Origin of the sequence: Oceanihabitans sp. 2_MG-2023, from assembly GCF_030547245.1 — a bacterium.
Taxonomy (GTDB): domain Bacteria; phylum Bacteroidota; class Bacteroidia; order Flavobacteriales; family Flavobacteriaceae; genus Oceanihabitans.
Map to the genome: position 1 here is coordinate 166,265 of NZ_JAUOQT010000003.1, position 14,461 is coordinate 180,725.

15 protein-coding genes are annotated in these 14,461 nt (G+C 31.5%); all 15 read right to left on the reverse strand.

What is annotated here, in order from left to right; genetic code table 11:
- Positions 1 to 7 precede the first annotated feature (7 nt).
- Positions 8 to 763, reverse strand: a complete 756-nt coding sequence (gene hisF, locus Q4512_RS07420) for an imidazole glycerol phosphate synthase subunit HisF (protein ID WP_303423521.1) — start codon at positions 761 to 763, stop codon at positions 8 to 10.
- 4 nt (positions 764 to 767) lie between these two features.
- Entirely contained in the window at positions 768 to 1,484 is a 717-nt protein-coding gene (gene hisA, locus Q4512_RS07425; RefSeq protein ID WP_303423523.1) for a 1-(5-phosphoribosyl)-5-[(5-phosphoribosylamino)methylideneamino]imidazole-4-carboxamide isomerase, read from the reverse strand.
- A gap of 94 nt (positions 1,485 to 1,578) precedes the next feature.
- Positions 1,579 to 2,160: an imidazole glycerol phosphate synthase subunit HisH gene (gene hisH / locus Q4512_RS07430; RefSeq protein ID WP_303423525.1), complete on the reverse strand. Its 582-nt coding sequence runs from the start codon at positions 2,158 to 2,160 to the stop codon at positions 1,579 to 1,581.
- A gap of 18 nt (positions 2,161 to 2,178) precedes the next feature.
- Positions 2,179 to 3,315 carry a bifunctional histidinol-phosphatase/imidazoleglycerol-phosphate dehydratase HisB gene (gene hisB / locus Q4512_RS07435; protein ID WP_303423527.1) on the reverse strand — a complete coding sequence of 379 codons (1,137 nt, stop codon included), beginning with the start codon at positions 3,313 to 3,315 and terminating at the stop codon, positions 2,179 to 2,181.
- Positions 3,315 to 4,361, reverse strand: coding sequence for a histidinol-phosphate transaminase (gene hisC / locus Q4512_RS07440; protein ID WP_303423529.1), 1,047 nt, complete (start codon positions 4,359 to 4,361; stop codon positions 3,315 to 3,317). Before hisC ends, hisB begins: the two co-directional genes overlap by 1 nt.
- A gap of 50 nt (positions 4,362 to 4,411) precedes the next feature.
- Positions 4,412 to 5,695, reverse strand: coding sequence for a histidinol dehydrogenase (hisD, locus tag Q4512_RS07445; protein WP_303423531.1), 1,284 nt, complete (start codon positions 5,693 to 5,695; stop codon positions 4,412 to 4,414).
- A 36-nt stretch (positions 5,696 to 5,731) separates the two neighbouring features.
- Positions 5,732 to 6,589 (reverse strand): ATP phosphoribosyltransferase, encoded by an 858-nt coding sequence (gene hisG / locus Q4512_RS07450; protein WP_303423533.1) that lies wholly within the window; start codon positions 6,587 to 6,589, stop codon positions 5,732 to 5,734.
- A gap of 258 nt (positions 6,590 to 6,847) precedes the next feature.
- Positions 6,848 to 7,660, reverse strand: coding sequence for a prohibitin family protein (locus Q4512_RS07455; protein WP_303423535.1), 813 nt, complete (start codon positions 7,658 to 7,660; stop codon positions 6,848 to 6,850).
- Between the two features lie 9 nt (positions 7,661 to 7,669).
- Positions 7,670 to 9,703: a VWA domain-containing protein gene (locus Q4512_RS07460; protein ID WP_303423537.1), complete on the reverse strand. Its 2,034-nt coding sequence runs from the start codon at positions 9,701 to 9,703 to the stop codon at positions 7,670 to 7,672.
- 42 nt (positions 9,704 to 9,745) lie between these two features.
- A complete protein-coding gene (fabG, locus tag Q4512_RS07465; protein WP_303423539.1) occupies positions 9,746 to 10,492 on the reverse strand; it encodes a 3-oxoacyl-[acyl-carrier-protein] reductase in 747 nt (248 codons plus the stop codon).
- Positions 10,493 to 10,671: 179 nt separating this feature from the next.
- A complete protein-coding gene (sucD, locus tag Q4512_RS07470) occupies positions 10,672 to 11,544 on the reverse strand; it encodes a succinate--CoA ligase subunit alpha (protein WP_303423541.1) in 873 nt (290 codons plus the stop codon).
- 120 nt (positions 11,545 to 11,664) lie between these two features.
- Positions 11,665 to 12,057, reverse strand: coding sequence for a nuclear transport factor 2 family protein (locus tag Q4512_RS07475; RefSeq protein ID WP_303423543.1), 393 nt, complete (start codon positions 12,055 to 12,057; stop codon positions 11,665 to 11,667).
- Entirely contained in the window at positions 12,058 to 12,993 is a 936-nt protein-coding gene (locus Q4512_RS07480) for a UDP-3-O-(3-hydroxymyristoyl)glucosamine N-acyltransferase (protein WP_303423545.1), read from the reverse strand.
- 70 nt (positions 12,994 to 13,063) lie between these two features.
- Positions 13,064 to 13,630 (reverse strand): elongation factor P, encoded by a 567-nt coding sequence (gene efp / locus Q4512_RS07485; protein WP_303423547.1) that lies wholly within the window; start codon positions 13,628 to 13,630, stop codon positions 13,064 to 13,066.
- A 42-nt stretch (positions 13,631 to 13,672) separates the two neighbouring features.
- The gene (gene lpxA, locus Q4512_RS07490; protein ID WP_303423549.1) at positions 13,673 to 14,458 is read right to left on the reverse strand and encodes an acyl-ACP--UDP-N-acetylglucosamine O-acyltransferase; all 786 of its coding nucleotides are present in this window, start codon (positions 14,456 to 14,458) and stop codon (positions 13,673 to 13,675) included.
- Between the last annotated feature and the right edge of the window lie 3 nt (positions 14,459 to 14,461).

A 14,461-nucleotide genomic window follows, 5' to 3' on the forward strand; every position in this document is an offset into this window, starting at 1 on the left:
ATGCCTATTACAATCTTACTGCTATTTTATTAGCTTTTAAATCTTGTTTTAAATCTTTTATTTCAATTTCTGCAAAATGAAACACACTAGCTGCTAAAGCTGCATCTGCATTTCCTTTTTGAAAAGCATCTACAAAATGCTGTATATTTCCTGCTCCTCCTGAAGCGATTATGGGTATATTTAATTCTCTAGAAAGCTTCGCTAACGCATCATTTGCAAAACCATCTTTAGTTCCATCATTATTCATAGAAGTAAAAAGTATCTCACCTGCACCACGTTTTTCTGCTTCTTTTGCCCAAGAAAACAAGTCTAATTTAGTAGGAATACTTCCTCCTGCTACATGTACAATCCAATCTTCATTAATCTGTTTTGCATCAATAGCAACAGTTACGCATTGACTTCCAAATTTGTTAGCCAACTCGTTTATTAACTCTGGACGTTTAATTGCAGATGAATTAACAGAAACCTTATCTGCTCCACATTTTAAAAGCGCATCGACATCTGCAATAGAAGAAATCCCTCCGCCAACAGTAAACGGAATATTTACATGTTCAGCTACTTTTAGGACCATATCTAACATGGTTTTTCTTCCTTCTAAAGTTGCCGAAATATCTAAAAAAACTAACTCATCTGCTCCTTTTAAAGCATATTGTTTTGCTAATTCTACAGGATCTCCTGCGTCACGTAATCCTTTAAAATTTATTCCTTTTACTGTTCTACCATCTTTAATATCTAAACATGGAATAATTCTTTTTGTAAGCATATTGTTACTGTATTTCTAAATCGGATAATTTGATATTTCCTTCGTATAATGCTTTGCCAATAATTACACCTTCGCAACCTATTTTTTCTAATACATTAATATCCTCTAAAGATGTTACTCCTCCAGAAGCTATTAGTTTAATAGCGCTATCTGAACTAGATAAAATATTTTTATATAATTCTATCGAAGGGCCTTCTAACATACCATCTTTAGCAATATCTGTACAAATTACATATTGTATACTTTTTTTCTGATATTCTTTTATAAAAGGAATTACTTCTAAATTGCTTTCTTCGGTCCAGCCACTAATCGCTATTTTTTCGTTTCGACAATCTGCCCCTAAAATAATTTTTTGAGCACCATATTTCGTTATCCAACCATTAAAAGTATCTGTATCTTGTACTGCTATACTTCCACCTGTTATTTGTCTTGCTCCAGAATTGAAAGCAATATGTAAATCTTGATCCGCTTTTAAACCACCACCAAAATCAATTTTAAGGTTAGTTTTTGATGCAATTTGCTCTAACACCTTATAGTTTACAATATGCTTCGCTTTTGCACCATCTAAATCGACTAAATGCAAATATTGAATTCCTGCTGCTTCAAATTGTTTGGCTACTTCTAACGGGTTTTCATTGTATATTTTCTTGGTATTATAATCCCCTTTGGTAAGACGGACACATTTTCCTTCAATGATATCTATTGCTGGTATTATTCTCATATTCATTTTCCACGAAAGTGGAAATCTATTTTTAGTTAAACTTTTATTTGTAATGTAGCCTTTCGACTGCCCTCAAGTTGATATTTATCTTTCTTTATAGATTCAAGAAATTCTTTAAAATTTCTTCTCCTGCTATGCTACTTTTTTCTGGATGAAATTGCACACCATAAAAATTATCTTTTTGTAATGCAGATGCATAAGCAAGACCATAGTTTGTTGTTGCAATAGCTTCATTGCAGTTTTCTGCATAATAACTATGAACAAGATACATGAACTCTTGGTTTTTAATTCCTTTAAATAAATCCGATTTTAAATCGGAAATCGTATTCCATCCCATTTGTGGTACTTTGACTGTGTTTTCAAAGCGTTTTACCTGTACATCAAAAATACCTAAACCTGTGGTATTACCTTCTTCTGTAGCTTTACAAAGTAATTGCATACCTAAACAAATCCCTAAAACAGGTTGTGTTAATGTAGGTATTAAAGCATCTAAAGTACTTTCTTTAAGCATTTGCATAGCACTACTTGCTTCACCTACTCCAGGAAAAATAACCTTGTCTGCGGCTTTTATTTCTTCGGGATTATTAGATAGAATAGCATCATAGCCTAAACGCTTAAAAGCAAATTGTATGCTTTTGATGTTTCCTGCTCCATAATCTATAATTACAATTTTCATTTTTTTGGCTTTTACTTTTTAAAGCATTCCTTTAGTGCTTGGTAAAATCATTTTTTCCACATCGCGTTTTACGGCTACTTTTATTGCTTTTGCAAAAGCTTTAAAAATGGCTTCAATTTTATGATGCTCATTGGTACCTTCTGCTTTAATATTTAAGTTGCATTTTGCGCCATCTGTAAAAGACTTGAAGAAATGCATAAACATTTCGGTTGGCATTTTACCAATCATTTCCCGTTTAAAATCTGCTTCCCAAACCAACCAGTTTCTTCCACCAAAATCAATTGCTACTTGTGCTAAGCAGTCATCCATTGGTAAACAAAAACCATAACGTTCTATACCTAATTTATTACCTAAAGTAGTTGCAAAAAGTTCCCCTAAAGCAATTGCTGTATCTTCAATAGTATGGTGCTCATCTACTTCTAAATCCCCTTTTACTGTAATATTTAAATCTAATTGTCCGTGACGCGAAATTTGGTCTAACATGTGATCGAAAAAAGCAATTCCTGTGTCAATATTGCTTTTTCCAGTACCATCTAAATTAAGATCGATTTGTATTTTAGTTTCGTTGGTATTTCTAGTAATGCTTCCTGTTCTAGCATCCGTTTTTAATAAAGCATAAATAGCTTCCCAATCATTACTTTCTAGAGCTATAAAAGCATCTAAAGATTCTCTTTTTACAGTAATTTCATCGGTTCCCAAGTTAGTTTCATCATTAATGAAAATTCCTTTAGCCCCTAAGTTTTTAGCAAGTTCAATATCTGTTAAGCGATCACCAATAACAAAAGAATTCGCTAAATCATAATCTTCAGAAAAATACTTTGTAAGCAATCCTGTATTAGGTTTACGTGTTGGTGCATTATCTTTTGCAAAGGTTCTATCTATAAATTGCTCATTAAAAACAATACCTTCTGCTGCAAAAGTTTTAAGAATAAACTCATGAACTGGCCAGAACGTATCTTCTGGATACACTTCTGTACCTAAACCATCTTGGTTGGTAATCATCACGATTTCAAAATCTAATTCTTTAGCAATTTTACTTAAATATTGAAATACTTTTGGGTAGAATTCTAGTTTTTCAAAACTATCAATTTGTTCATCTGCAGGCTCTTTTATAATTGTCCCGTCACGATCTATAAATAATACTCTCTTTTTCATTATAAACTTTTTAATGCTTGAATTAGTGTTTGGTTTTCTTGCGCTGTACCAACAGTAATACGCAAACAATCTTCGCATAATACTTGATTGCTTCTATTTCTAATTACAATGTTTTTATCTATTAATTGCTGGTATCTTTGGTTAGCATCATCTACTTTAAGTAATAAAAAATTAGCATCTGATGGATATATTTTTGAAATATATGAAACGTCTTTAAGCGCAGAAATTAAAAGACTTCGTTGTTCTTTTATATTGTTAATTTCTGAGGTAACCGCTTCCATATTTTGCAAACGACTTAATGCTTTTTGTTGCGTTAATGCATTAACATTATAAGGTGGTTTTATTTTGTTAAGAATGGCTATTATTTCCGCGGAAGCGTAACAAACACCTAAACGAATTCCTGCCATACCATAAGCTTTAGACAAGGTTTGTGTAATAATTAAATTAGGAAACTCTGCAAGTCTTTGCATCCAACTAATGTTTTCAGAAAAGTCAATATATGCTTCATCAATAACTACCAATCCAGGGAAATTATTTAATAATGTTTCCACTTCTGAAGTGTTGAAACTATTTCCTGTTGGATTATTTGGTGAACATAAAAACAAGATTTTACTCTTGGTGTTAGCTGTTTCTAAAACCTGATTTACTGCGGGTTGAAACTCCTTAGTTAATGCTATTTTATTGTTTTGTATCGCATTAATATTGGCTAAAACACTATACATTCCGTAGGTTGGCGGTAATGTTATAACGTTATCTTGATTAGGCTCACAGAAGGCTCTAAAAATTAAATCTAACACTTCATCGCTTCCGTTACCTAAGAGAATATTAGCAACCGATATGTTATTTATTTTAGATAATTCCTGTTTCACAAGGTTTTGCTGTGGATCTGGATATCGATTTACGTTTGTACTAAAAGGATTTTCATTCGCATCTAGAAAAACCATTTCTTGACTAGAAGCTGTATACTCATCCCTTGCAGAAGAGTATGGTTCTAGAGACTTAATCGTTTCTCTAGTAATGTTATTTATGTTGAAATTTTGTTTCATGTTTTCTTTATATGGAGACCTCTTTACTTTTCTCGAGGTAACAAAAACTCTTATTTTAAATCTTTTAAACGAATAGATACTGCGTTTTTATGTGCATCTAATCCTTCGGCTTCAGCCATTAATTCAATCGTATTACCAATATTTAATAATCCTCTTTTTGTAATTTTTTGAAAAGTAATACTTTTTAAAAAGCTATCTAAATTCACTCCAGAATATGCTTTACTAAAACCATTTGTAGGCAAAGTATGGTTGGTTCCTGAAGCATAATCCCCTGCACTTTCTGGTGTGTAATTACCAATAAAAACAGAACCAGCGTTTGTTATATTATCTACAAAAAAACTGTTATTTTTTGTCGCAATTATAAGGTGTTCTGCTGCATATTCATTTACAAAATCTAAAGCATCCTCTGCTTCTTCTAGTAAAATAGCTTTAGCGTTTTGTAATGCCTGAGTTGCTATTTCTTTTCTTGGTAATTCCTGAAGTTGTTTTTCAATTTCATTAGTAACATCTGTAATCATTGATTTAGTATCTGACACTAAAATAACCTGACTATCAGTACCATGCTCAGCCTGACTTAACAAATCGGAAGCCACATAAGCAGCATTTGCAGATGCATCTGCCATAACTAACAGTTCACTTGGTCCAGCAGGCATATCGATTGCTGTTCCGTATTTTGTAGCCAATTGTTTTGCTACCGTTACGAATTGATTTCCTGGTCCGAAAATTTTATACACTTTAGGAATACTTTCTGTACCAAAAGTGAATCCTGCAATAGCCTGAATACCTCCTACTTTAAAGATTTTAGTTACACCACAAAGTTGTGCTGTATATAAAATTTCGTTTGCTATTTTACCTTCTTTATTTGGAGGTGTACATAGAACAATTTCTTTACAACCTGCAATTTGTGCAGGAACAGCAAGCATTAAAACAGTAGAAAATAAAGGTGCAGTACCTCCTGGTATATATAAACCTATTTTTTGAATGGCACGTTTTTCTTGCCAACAGCTTACTCCTTCTGTAGTTTCTACTTCAACTTTATTGGTTTTTTGTGCAGTATGAAACTTTTTAATATTTGCTTTTGCTTTATTAATTGCTTCCTTTAAATGTTTTGGTACTTTATTAGATGCTTCTTCTATTTCTGTAGTAGAAACCAAAATATTTTCTATGGCTACACCATCAAATTTATTTGTATACTTAGCAATTGCTGTATCTCCATTTTTAGAGATATCGTTAAATATTTCGGTTACTGTAGCCTCAATATCACTTACCTTTTGTGTTGGCCTTTCTTGAATGTCTTGCCAATCTTTTTTATTTGGGTTTTCTATTATTTTCATTGTTTCAACTTAAAAAAATAGTATTAATTAAGATACTTATATTACCATGTTTTCTATTGGGCAAACTAAAATACCTTGTGCGCCTTTAGCTTTTAATTCGTCAATAATTTCCCAGAAATCATTCTTATTAATTACAGAATGAATAGAACTCCACCCAGATTCTGCCAAAGGAAGAATGGTAGGACTTTTCATTCCTGGAAGAATATTTTTAATTTCTTCAACTTTATCATTTGGTGCATTTAATAGCACGTATTTATTTTCTCTTCCTTTTAAAACAGCTTGCAATCGAAATTGAATTTTATTTAAAATGCTTTTATTTTCGTCTGAAATTAAAGGAGAAACTGCAAGAACTGCTTCCGATTTAAGAAGTACTTCAACCTCTTTCAATCCGTTTTTAAACAAAGTGCTTCCGCTAGAAACAATATCTACAATAGCATCTGCTAAGCCTATATTAGGAGCAATTTCAACAGAACCATTAATTATGTGTAATTGTGCATCTACATTATTTTTCTTTAAAAATTGATTTACCGTATTTGGATACGATGTCGCTATGCGTTTGCCTTCTAGATCTTGAATAGATGTGTAAGAAGCAGATTTAGGTATAGCAATAGATACTTTGCATTTAGAAAACCCTAATTTTTCTACTACAGGAATGTCTTCTCCTTTTTCAATTAGTACGTTTTCACCAATAATAGCAGCATCTACAATACCATCTTTTAAGTATTGAGGAATATCTCCATTTCTTAAATAAAACACTTCTAAAGGAAAGTTTCTAGCAGAAGCCTTAAGTTGATCTTTTCCATTATCAATAGAAACGCCAATATCTTTTAAAAGTTTAAGGGAATCTTCGTTAAGTCTACCTGATTTTTGAATTGCAATTCTTAATTTACTCATACTGTTTGCCCACAAAAGTGGATGTTTTTTTAATTAGTTATCTAATTTTGTTGGAGTAAATCGATTGGAAATAAAAAAAACCGTTTGATCTACTCAAACGGTTTTTAAAATATGTTGGTTTTATTCAATACATTTTTAGCTCGCTTGATTGCCAGTAGTAAAATGATGATGATGTAATTGAATAAAATTCATGTTCTTTTTTTGTCTGTACAAATATTTGTAAAATATAATTACAAATCCAAACCTTTTGTGATATTTTTATTGATTACCAAGTATAATAGGCATTCCTGAGTCTCCAGAACCAATAACGATCACTTTGCTATTAGGAGATTCTGATAACTTAACTGTAGCTTCAATACCTTTATCTTGAAGAATTTTGTCGGTTAACGATGCACTTAAAATACGATTAGATTCAGCTTTACCTTTAGCGTCAATAATTACTTTTTGAGCCTCTTTTTCTGCTGTAACTAATCTAAATTCATATTCTAAAGATTCTTGTTCTTGTTTTAATTTACGTTCAATAGCTTCTTTAATAGTAATTGGTAATTTCACATCTTCTACTAAAACTCTTTTAACTGTTAAAAATTGACCATCTAGTAAAGTAGTTACTTCTTCTAAGATTTCTTGTTCAATAACATCTCTTTTACTGGAATATAATTGTTCTGGTGTATAACGCCCAACAACACTTCTTGCTGCAGCATTTACAGCAGGATCAAGTAATTCTCTTTCGTAATCTGCCCCTTTTGTTTTTATTAGTTTCCCAAGGTTTGAAAATTCTGGTTCATACCATATTGTTCCGTTTACTTTTACTTCTAATCCGTTAACGGAAAGCACATTCATTTCATCGGAAACAGATTGTTGACGCACTCTGTGTACTAACATATCATTCCACGGTGCAACAATATGAAACCCTTCTCCATAAGTACGTTCGGTGTTAATACCATCTCCAAAACGTTCAAATAAAACACCTCCTTCTCCAGGACCAATAGTTACGGCTGATTTAGATATTAAAATAATTAGTAATACGAGCCCTATAATAAAAGGCATTGCAATTTTAGGTAATTTATCCATGTTTGTTTTTTATATTAATCCGTTATATTTTCTTAAAAACCACTCTAAAGCTAAACTTAAAATTAGTAAAACTAGTAGGTATTTAAAATCGATTAAAGGTACAACATTTTTACTGCTTTTCTGTATTGTAGCAAAGCGTTCATCATTTAATAAATCTGTAATCAACGTATTGGTATTTGCAATAAAGTAACTATTTGCCTTTGTATTTTTAGCTACTTGTTGAAGCTTTACGACATTAGCATTTAAAAATTGTTGTTCAATATTATATTCTAAAATTTGAAAAGTACCTGATTTCGATATGTTTTCGTTAGTTGCTTTTACAGTAAAGCTATAATCTCCAGCAGGTAAATTACTTAAATCTACTTGATAATTATTTCCTTTTAAAATTAAAGGAAAGGTATTAGTTGTTTGTGATGTTTTATTTTTTATAAAAATATTTAGTGCTTCTTTTGCATCAAATTCATAGTTTTTATTGAAAAATTGTGCCTTTACAATAACATTTGAGTTTCCTTGATAAAAAGACTCGAAATCTACATTTAATCTGTTTTTTCTTTTATTAGAAGCTAAATACTGAATAATCTTACCCATAAAATTATCAAAACGATTAAAGGTATTATTGTTTAAATAGCTTTGTGCTCGCCATTTCCAGATATTTTCGCCAAAAAGAACAGCTTCTCTCCTACTATTTGTCTCAAAAGTTGCAAGCAAAGGTTCTTGGGTTTCTAGACTTCCTACTTTTTTATTTAACATAGTCTCCATTGGAATAGAAAAAGTAGCATTACCAAAAGAAGATTGTAAAGGAGGAAAAGATTGAAAATCTAAATCGTCAATAATAAATGTATTATAATTGGTGTTTAAATCTGGTTGGTATTCTTCGGTTTGTTTTACAACATCCTGTTTAAAATCACTTTGAATTGCGTTTATAAAAGTATAGTCGGTTTTTGTTCCTAAAACTAAAAACGTATTCGCACTGTTTTGTTTTAAACTTTCAAAAACTAATTTAAAGTTATTATTTGGCTGATACAGTATAACTAATTGATAATCATTTTTTTGCGATAAATAATCATTTGGAGACACTATAGACACCTCTCGTTGCTCGTTACTTTCTATGCTCTTTTTAAAAGTTCCTAAATCTGGATGCATAATATCGCTAATAATAGCAACATTTGTTTTCTGATCGATCACTTCTACTGCAAAATTCTTATAATTATTAATGGTGTTTTTTTCGTTTTCTATTGGAAGAATTTGCGCTTTATACAATTGTACTCCTACTCGATTAGCAGGCAAAGTAAAGTTTAAAATTTTTGAATTTGATGTTTTATTGAAGCTTAGGTTTTGCGAATACACTGTAGATTTACCAGATGTAACTACAAATTTTGAATCTATATTATTATGGCCATTGAAAGAAATAATAACCTCTACTGGGAATTTATTTTTTAAAAAAGCATACTTGTTTACATTAAGTTGCTGGATTTTTAAATCGGTATATGTAATTGTATCTCCAAGGATAACAGGTAAAATTGGTTGTTTTACTTTTTCAGCTGAAAAAACATAGTCGTTTCCATAGGTTTGATTTCCATCTGTTATTAAAAGTATTGGAGAAGTTGTGTTTTTATAGATTTGCGAAAATTCTTTAAAAGCCTTATCTATATTCGTTTGTTTTTCTACAAAACCTAAAGAGTCTAATGGTTCTATATGGTTTCCGAAGGAGAAAAAATCCAGATTAAACTTTTCGCTTAATGCTGTATTACTTTTAATAGATGCAACGAGTTGCTGCACATTATCTTCCTTATTTAAATGCACAACAGATGCAGAATTATCAATTGCGACTACTAAATTAGGTTTTTCGGTATAGTAGTTTACTTTTTCAAACTTAGGATTGATTAGTAATAATAAAAGTAAAAAAACAGAAATAAACCGCAAAAATGCATAAAGCATATTGTTTTTACTTGTTTTTTTCGCTTTTACCTTATACTGAAAAAGCGCTAGTAATAGCGCTATAATTCCAGATAGTATAATGTATAAAATTGTTTCTGTTTGCATAAAAGATTCTTCGACAAGCTCAGAATGACATTTTCTAATTTATTAGGTTAGCATTCCTCCATCTACGTTTATGGTTTGTCCTGTAACGTAAGCAGACATATCGCTTGCTAGAAAAACACAAACATTAGCGATATCTTCTGGTGTACCACCACGTTTTAAAGGGATTGCATCTCGCCAACCTTTAACAGTGTCTTCATCTAATTTTGCTGTCATTTCGGTTTCAATAAAACCTGGAGCAATCACATTGCTTCTAATGTTTCTAGAACCAAGTTCTAAAGCTACAGATTTTGAAAAACCAATAATTCCTGCTTTTGAAGCGGCATAATTGGTTTGTCCAGCATTTCCTTTAACACCAACCACAGAACTCATATTAATAATAGAGCCTTTACGTTGTTTAAGCATGGTACGCTGTACAGCTTTAGTCATATTAAATACCGATTTTAGGTTTACTTCTATAACCTTATCAAAATCTTCTTCACTAATACGCATTAAAAGATTGTCTTTAGTAATTCCTGCATTATTAATAAGAACATCTATACTTCCAAATTCTTTAACTACTTCTTCAGCAAGTTTTTGAGATTCTTCAAAATTTGCAGCATTACTTTTATATCCTTTAGCTTTAATGCCAAAAGTGTTTAATTCTTTTTCTAATGCATTAGCTGCTTCTACAGAAGAGCTATACGTAAATGCCACATTTGCACCTTGTTGTGCAAAAACTTGAGCAATTCCTTTTCCTATTCCTCTACTCGCTCCTGTTATTATGGCTGTTTTTCCTTCTAATAATTTCATATTTAGTAACTACTTTTAATTAGCTTCCTTATTTTCAAAGGAATGATAATTTTAATATTTAAACTTTAATGTGCTTTTCAAAGTATATTTTTATATTCAAATATAATAAATACAAACTGTATCAAATAAAAAAACCTCACAAAATAATGTGAGGTTTTTAACATGTATATGTATGCTTCTTAGCCTAAAACTTCAGCAACTTTTTTTCCTATTTCTGCTGGTGAATCTACCACGTGAATACCACAAGCTCTCATAATTTTCTTTTTAGCTTGTGCAGTATCATCACTACCACCTACAATTGCTCCAGCGTGTCCCATTGTACGTCCTGCAGGTGCTGTTTCTCCAGCAATAAAACCTACAACTGGTTTTTTACTTCCACTAGCTTTATACCAGTTAGCAGCGTCTGCTTCTAATTGTCCACCAATTTCACCAATCATTACAACAGCTTCTGTTTCAGGATCGTTAATTAACAATTCAACAGCTTCTTTAGTTGTAGTTCCAATAATAGGATCTCCACCAATACCAATTGCAGTTGTTATACCTAAACCTTGTTTTACTACTTGGTCTGCAGCTTCATAAGTCAAAGTTCCTGACTTAGACACAATACCCACTTTACCTTTTTTGAAAACAAATCCTGGCATAATTCCAACTTTTGCTTCACCCGGAGTAATAACTCCCGGACAGTTAGGTCCTATTAATCTACAATCTCTATCATTAATATAAGCAGCTGCTTTAATCATATCTGCAACTGGAATACCTTCTGTAATAGTAATAATTACTTTAATCCCTGCATCTGCAGCTTCCATAATAGCATCAGCAGCAAAAGCTGGTGGTACAAAAATAATGGTTGTGTCTGCGCCTACTTTTTCTACAGCTTCAGAAACCGTATTAAAAACTGGTCTATCTAAATGTGTTTGACCACCTTTTCCTGGAGTAACACCACCAACAACATTTGTTCCGTATTCAATCATTTGACCAGCGTGAAAAGTACCTTCACTACCAGTAAATCCTTGAACTATTATTTTTGAATCTTTATTTACTAAAACGCTCATTTATATTTAGATTAAAATTGTTTAATATATATTTAAGAATATCTTTACTACGATTTAGAATTCTTACTGCAAAAGTAAGTTTTTGAAAAGAAAATATAAAGTGATTTGTATTTTTATTTCTTAAAAAGAATTTATGCTTTCTGAACTACTATCTGCTAGTTGACTCATTTGAAAACCTTTAATTATTTTGTCTCCTTTTACTTCCCAGATAGTGGAGAAATGAGCCAAAGGCATTTCCTCATTAGGATTTTCAATAGTTGTAACATGCGAAGTATAGCGTATAGCTACAAAGTTCCCATCCTGTAACAGATGACTAGTTTCAAAACGCAACGTGTTATACATTTTTCTAACCTCTTCAAAAACTACTTTTAAAGCGTTAAAATCTAAAACATTAAACCCTTTACTACTATGCCAACTTAAAGTGCAATCTTTATGAAAACAAAGATTTACAGCTTCTGAATTATTTGCTAAATCGGAACTATAAAATTTTTGAACAACTTCTTTAGGTGACATTTATTTGTTTTTTAATTGTTTTACAATTTCAGGAATTTTCTTGATATAAGCTAATTCTTTTAATTTAACTCTAGATTCTTCGATTGGAGTACCAAAATAAGATTTTCCGCCTTCAATAGATTTTGTAACTCCAGTTTGACCAAGCACAACAGCCTTGTCTCCAATTGTAATACCACTTGTTGTACCAACTTGCCCCCAAATGGTCACTTCGTCACCAATAATACAGCAACCAGCAATACCAGTTTGCGATGCTATTAAGCATTTTTCTCCAATAATAGTGTCGTGTCCAACTTGAATTTGATTGTCAAGTTTTGAACCTTCACCAATGGTAGTATCTCCTGTCACTCCTTTATCTATTGTACAAAGCGCACCGATGTCTACATGATCTTTAATTACAACTCTTCCTCCAGATATTAAAGGATCAAAGCCTTCTGGTCTTTTTTTATAATAAAAGGCAGAAGCGCCTAAAATAGTTCCTGCATGTATAGTAACATTATTACCAATTACAGTATCATCGTAAATACTTACGTTGGAATGAATGATACAATTTTCACCAACAACTACATTATTACCTATAAAACAATTTGGTTGAATAATAGTGTTTTTTCCAATTTTTGCTGAAGGAGAAATAGCTACATTACTAGACTGAAAAGGTTTAAAGTGTTTTGTAATTTTATTAAAGTCTCTAAAAGGATCATCACTAATTAGTAATGCTTTTCCTTCTGGACATGCAACTTCTTTATTAATTAAAACAATTGTTGCTGCAGATTCTAATGCTTTATCGTAGTATTTAGGATGATCTACAAAAACAACATCGCCAGCTTCAACCACATGAATTTCATTAATCCCAAGAACGGGGAAATCTGCATTACCAATATATTTACAGGTAATTAAATCTGCAATGTTTTTAAGTGTTTGTGGCTTTGGAAATTTCATATATACAGTTTACAGCTTTCAGTCTCAGTTTTCAGTATTGTTAACTGAGACTGAGACTGTAAACTGAATTTTATTCTTTTACACGTTCTTTATACGTTCCTTTTTCTGTTTCCACTTTTATCTTATCTCCTTCATTAATAAATAATGGCACATTAACAGTTGCTCCTGTTTCAACAGTTGCTGGCTTTGTTGCATTAGTAGCTGTATTTCCTTTAACTCCTGGCTCTGTTGCTGTTATTTCTAATATTACACTTGCAGGTAAATCTACAGACAATGGCATATTGTCTTCTGCATTAATTTGTATAGTAACGACCTCTCCTTCTTTCATTAAACCAGGATTGTCTAGCGCAGACTCTAAAAGTCTTATTTGAGAATAATCTGCTTCATTCATAAAATGATAAAATTCACCATCGTTATACAAATATTGAAATTTATGCGTTTCTACACGAACATCATCTAATTTATGTCCTGCCGAAAACGTATTATCTAATACTTTTCCACTAGTTACACTTTTCATTTTTGTTCTAACAAAAGCTGGGCCTTTACCAGGTTTTACGTGTAGAAATTCAATAATTTTATAAATATCATTATTATATTTAATACAAAGTCCGTTTCTAATATCTGAAGTTGTTGCCATAGTATTTCCCACGAAAGTGGGTATCTTTTTAATTAATAAATTTTAATTTGATTTGAAGTATCCTTTCATAATACCACGATGTGAATTCTTAATAAATTGAAGAATTTCATCACGTTCATGTGTTGCTTCCATTTCTGCTTCAATTAAGTCGGAAGCCTGTGTGTTATTATAATTTTTTTGATATAACATTCTGTATATATCTTGTATTTCTCTAATTTTTTCGGTGGCAAAGCCTCTTCTTCTTAACCCTACAGAATTAATTCCTACATAGGATAAAGGTTCCCGACCAGCTTTCACAAAAGGAGGAACATCTTTTCTTACTAAAGAACCTCCAGTTACAAAAGCATGATTTCCAATAGAACAAAATTGATGTACCGCTGTCATTCCTGCTAATACTACATAATCACCAACTGTTATATGTCCTGCTAATGTACTATTATTAGAAAAAATGCAATTATTACCAACCACACAATCATGAGCTATATGACAGTAAGCCATTATTAGACAATTGTCTCCAATTACCGTTTTCATTTTATCTGTAGTACCACGATTAATAGTTACACATTCTCTAATGGTAACGTTATCACCAATTACTGTTAATGTATCTTCGTCTTTGTATTTTAAGTCTTGCGGTACACCAGAAATTACTGCACCAGGAAAAATATTACAATTTTTACCTATTCGAGCTCCTTCCATGATAGTTACATTACTACCGATCCAAGTTCCTTCACCAATTATCACATTATTGTGTATGGTTGTAAAGGGATCAATTACTACATTTTTAGCAATTTTTGCTCCTGGATGTACATACGCTAAAGGTTGATTCATTTT

Coding starts and splice junctions, on each gene's coding strand:
- hisF (WP_303423521.1), bottom strand. CDS start 763: ATGCTTACAAAAAGAATTATTCCATGTTTAGATATTAAAGATGGTAGA.
- hisA (WP_303423523.1), bottom strand. CDS start 1,484: ATGAGAATAATACCAGCAATAGATATCATTGAAGGAAAATGTGTCCGT.
- hisH (WP_303423525.1), bottom strand. CDS start 2,160: ATGAAAATTGTAATTATAGATTATGGAGCAGGAAACATCAAAAGCATA.
- hisB (WP_303423527.1), bottom strand. CDS start 3,315: ATGAAAAAGAGAGTATTATTTATAGATCGTGACGGGACAATTATAAAA.
- hisC (WP_303423529.1), bottom strand. CDS start 4,361: ATGAAACAAAATTTCAACATAAATAACATTACTAGAGAAACGATTAAG.
- hisD (WP_303423531.1), bottom strand. CDS start 5,695: ATGAAAATAATAGAAAACCCAAATAAAAAAGATTGGCAAGACATTCAA.
- hisG (WP_303423533.1), bottom strand. CDS start 6,589: ATGAGTAAATTAAGAATTGCAATTCAAAAATCAGGTAGACTTAACGAA.
- Q4512_RS07455 (WP_303423535.1), bottom strand. CDS start 7,660: ATGGATAAATTACCTAAAATTGCAATGCCTTTTATTATAGGGCTCGTA.
- Q4512_RS07460 (WP_303423537.1), bottom strand. CDS start 9,703: ATGCAAACAGAAACAATTTTATACATTATACTATCTGGAATTATAGCG.
- fabG (WP_303423539.1), bottom strand. CDS start 10,492: ATGAAATTATTAGAAGGAAAAACAGCCATAATAACAGGAGCGAGTAGA.
- sucD (WP_303423541.1), bottom strand. CDS start 11,544: ATGAGCGTTTTAGTAAATAAAGATTCAAAAATAATAGTTCAAGGATTT.
- Q4512_RS07475 (WP_303423543.1), bottom strand. CDS start 12,057: ATGTCACCTAAAGAAGTTGTTCAAAAATTTTATAGTTCCGATTTAGCA.
- Q4512_RS07480 (WP_303423545.1), bottom strand. CDS start 12,993: ATGAAATTTCCAAAGCCACAAACACTTAAAAACATTGCAGATTTAATT.
- efp (WP_303423547.1), bottom strand. CDS start 13,630: ATGGCAACAACTTCAGATATTAGAAACGGACTTTGTATTAAATATAAT.
- lpxA (WP_303423549.1), bottom strand. CDS start 14,458: ATGAATCAACCTTTAGCGTATGTACATCCAGGAGCAAAAATTGCTAAA.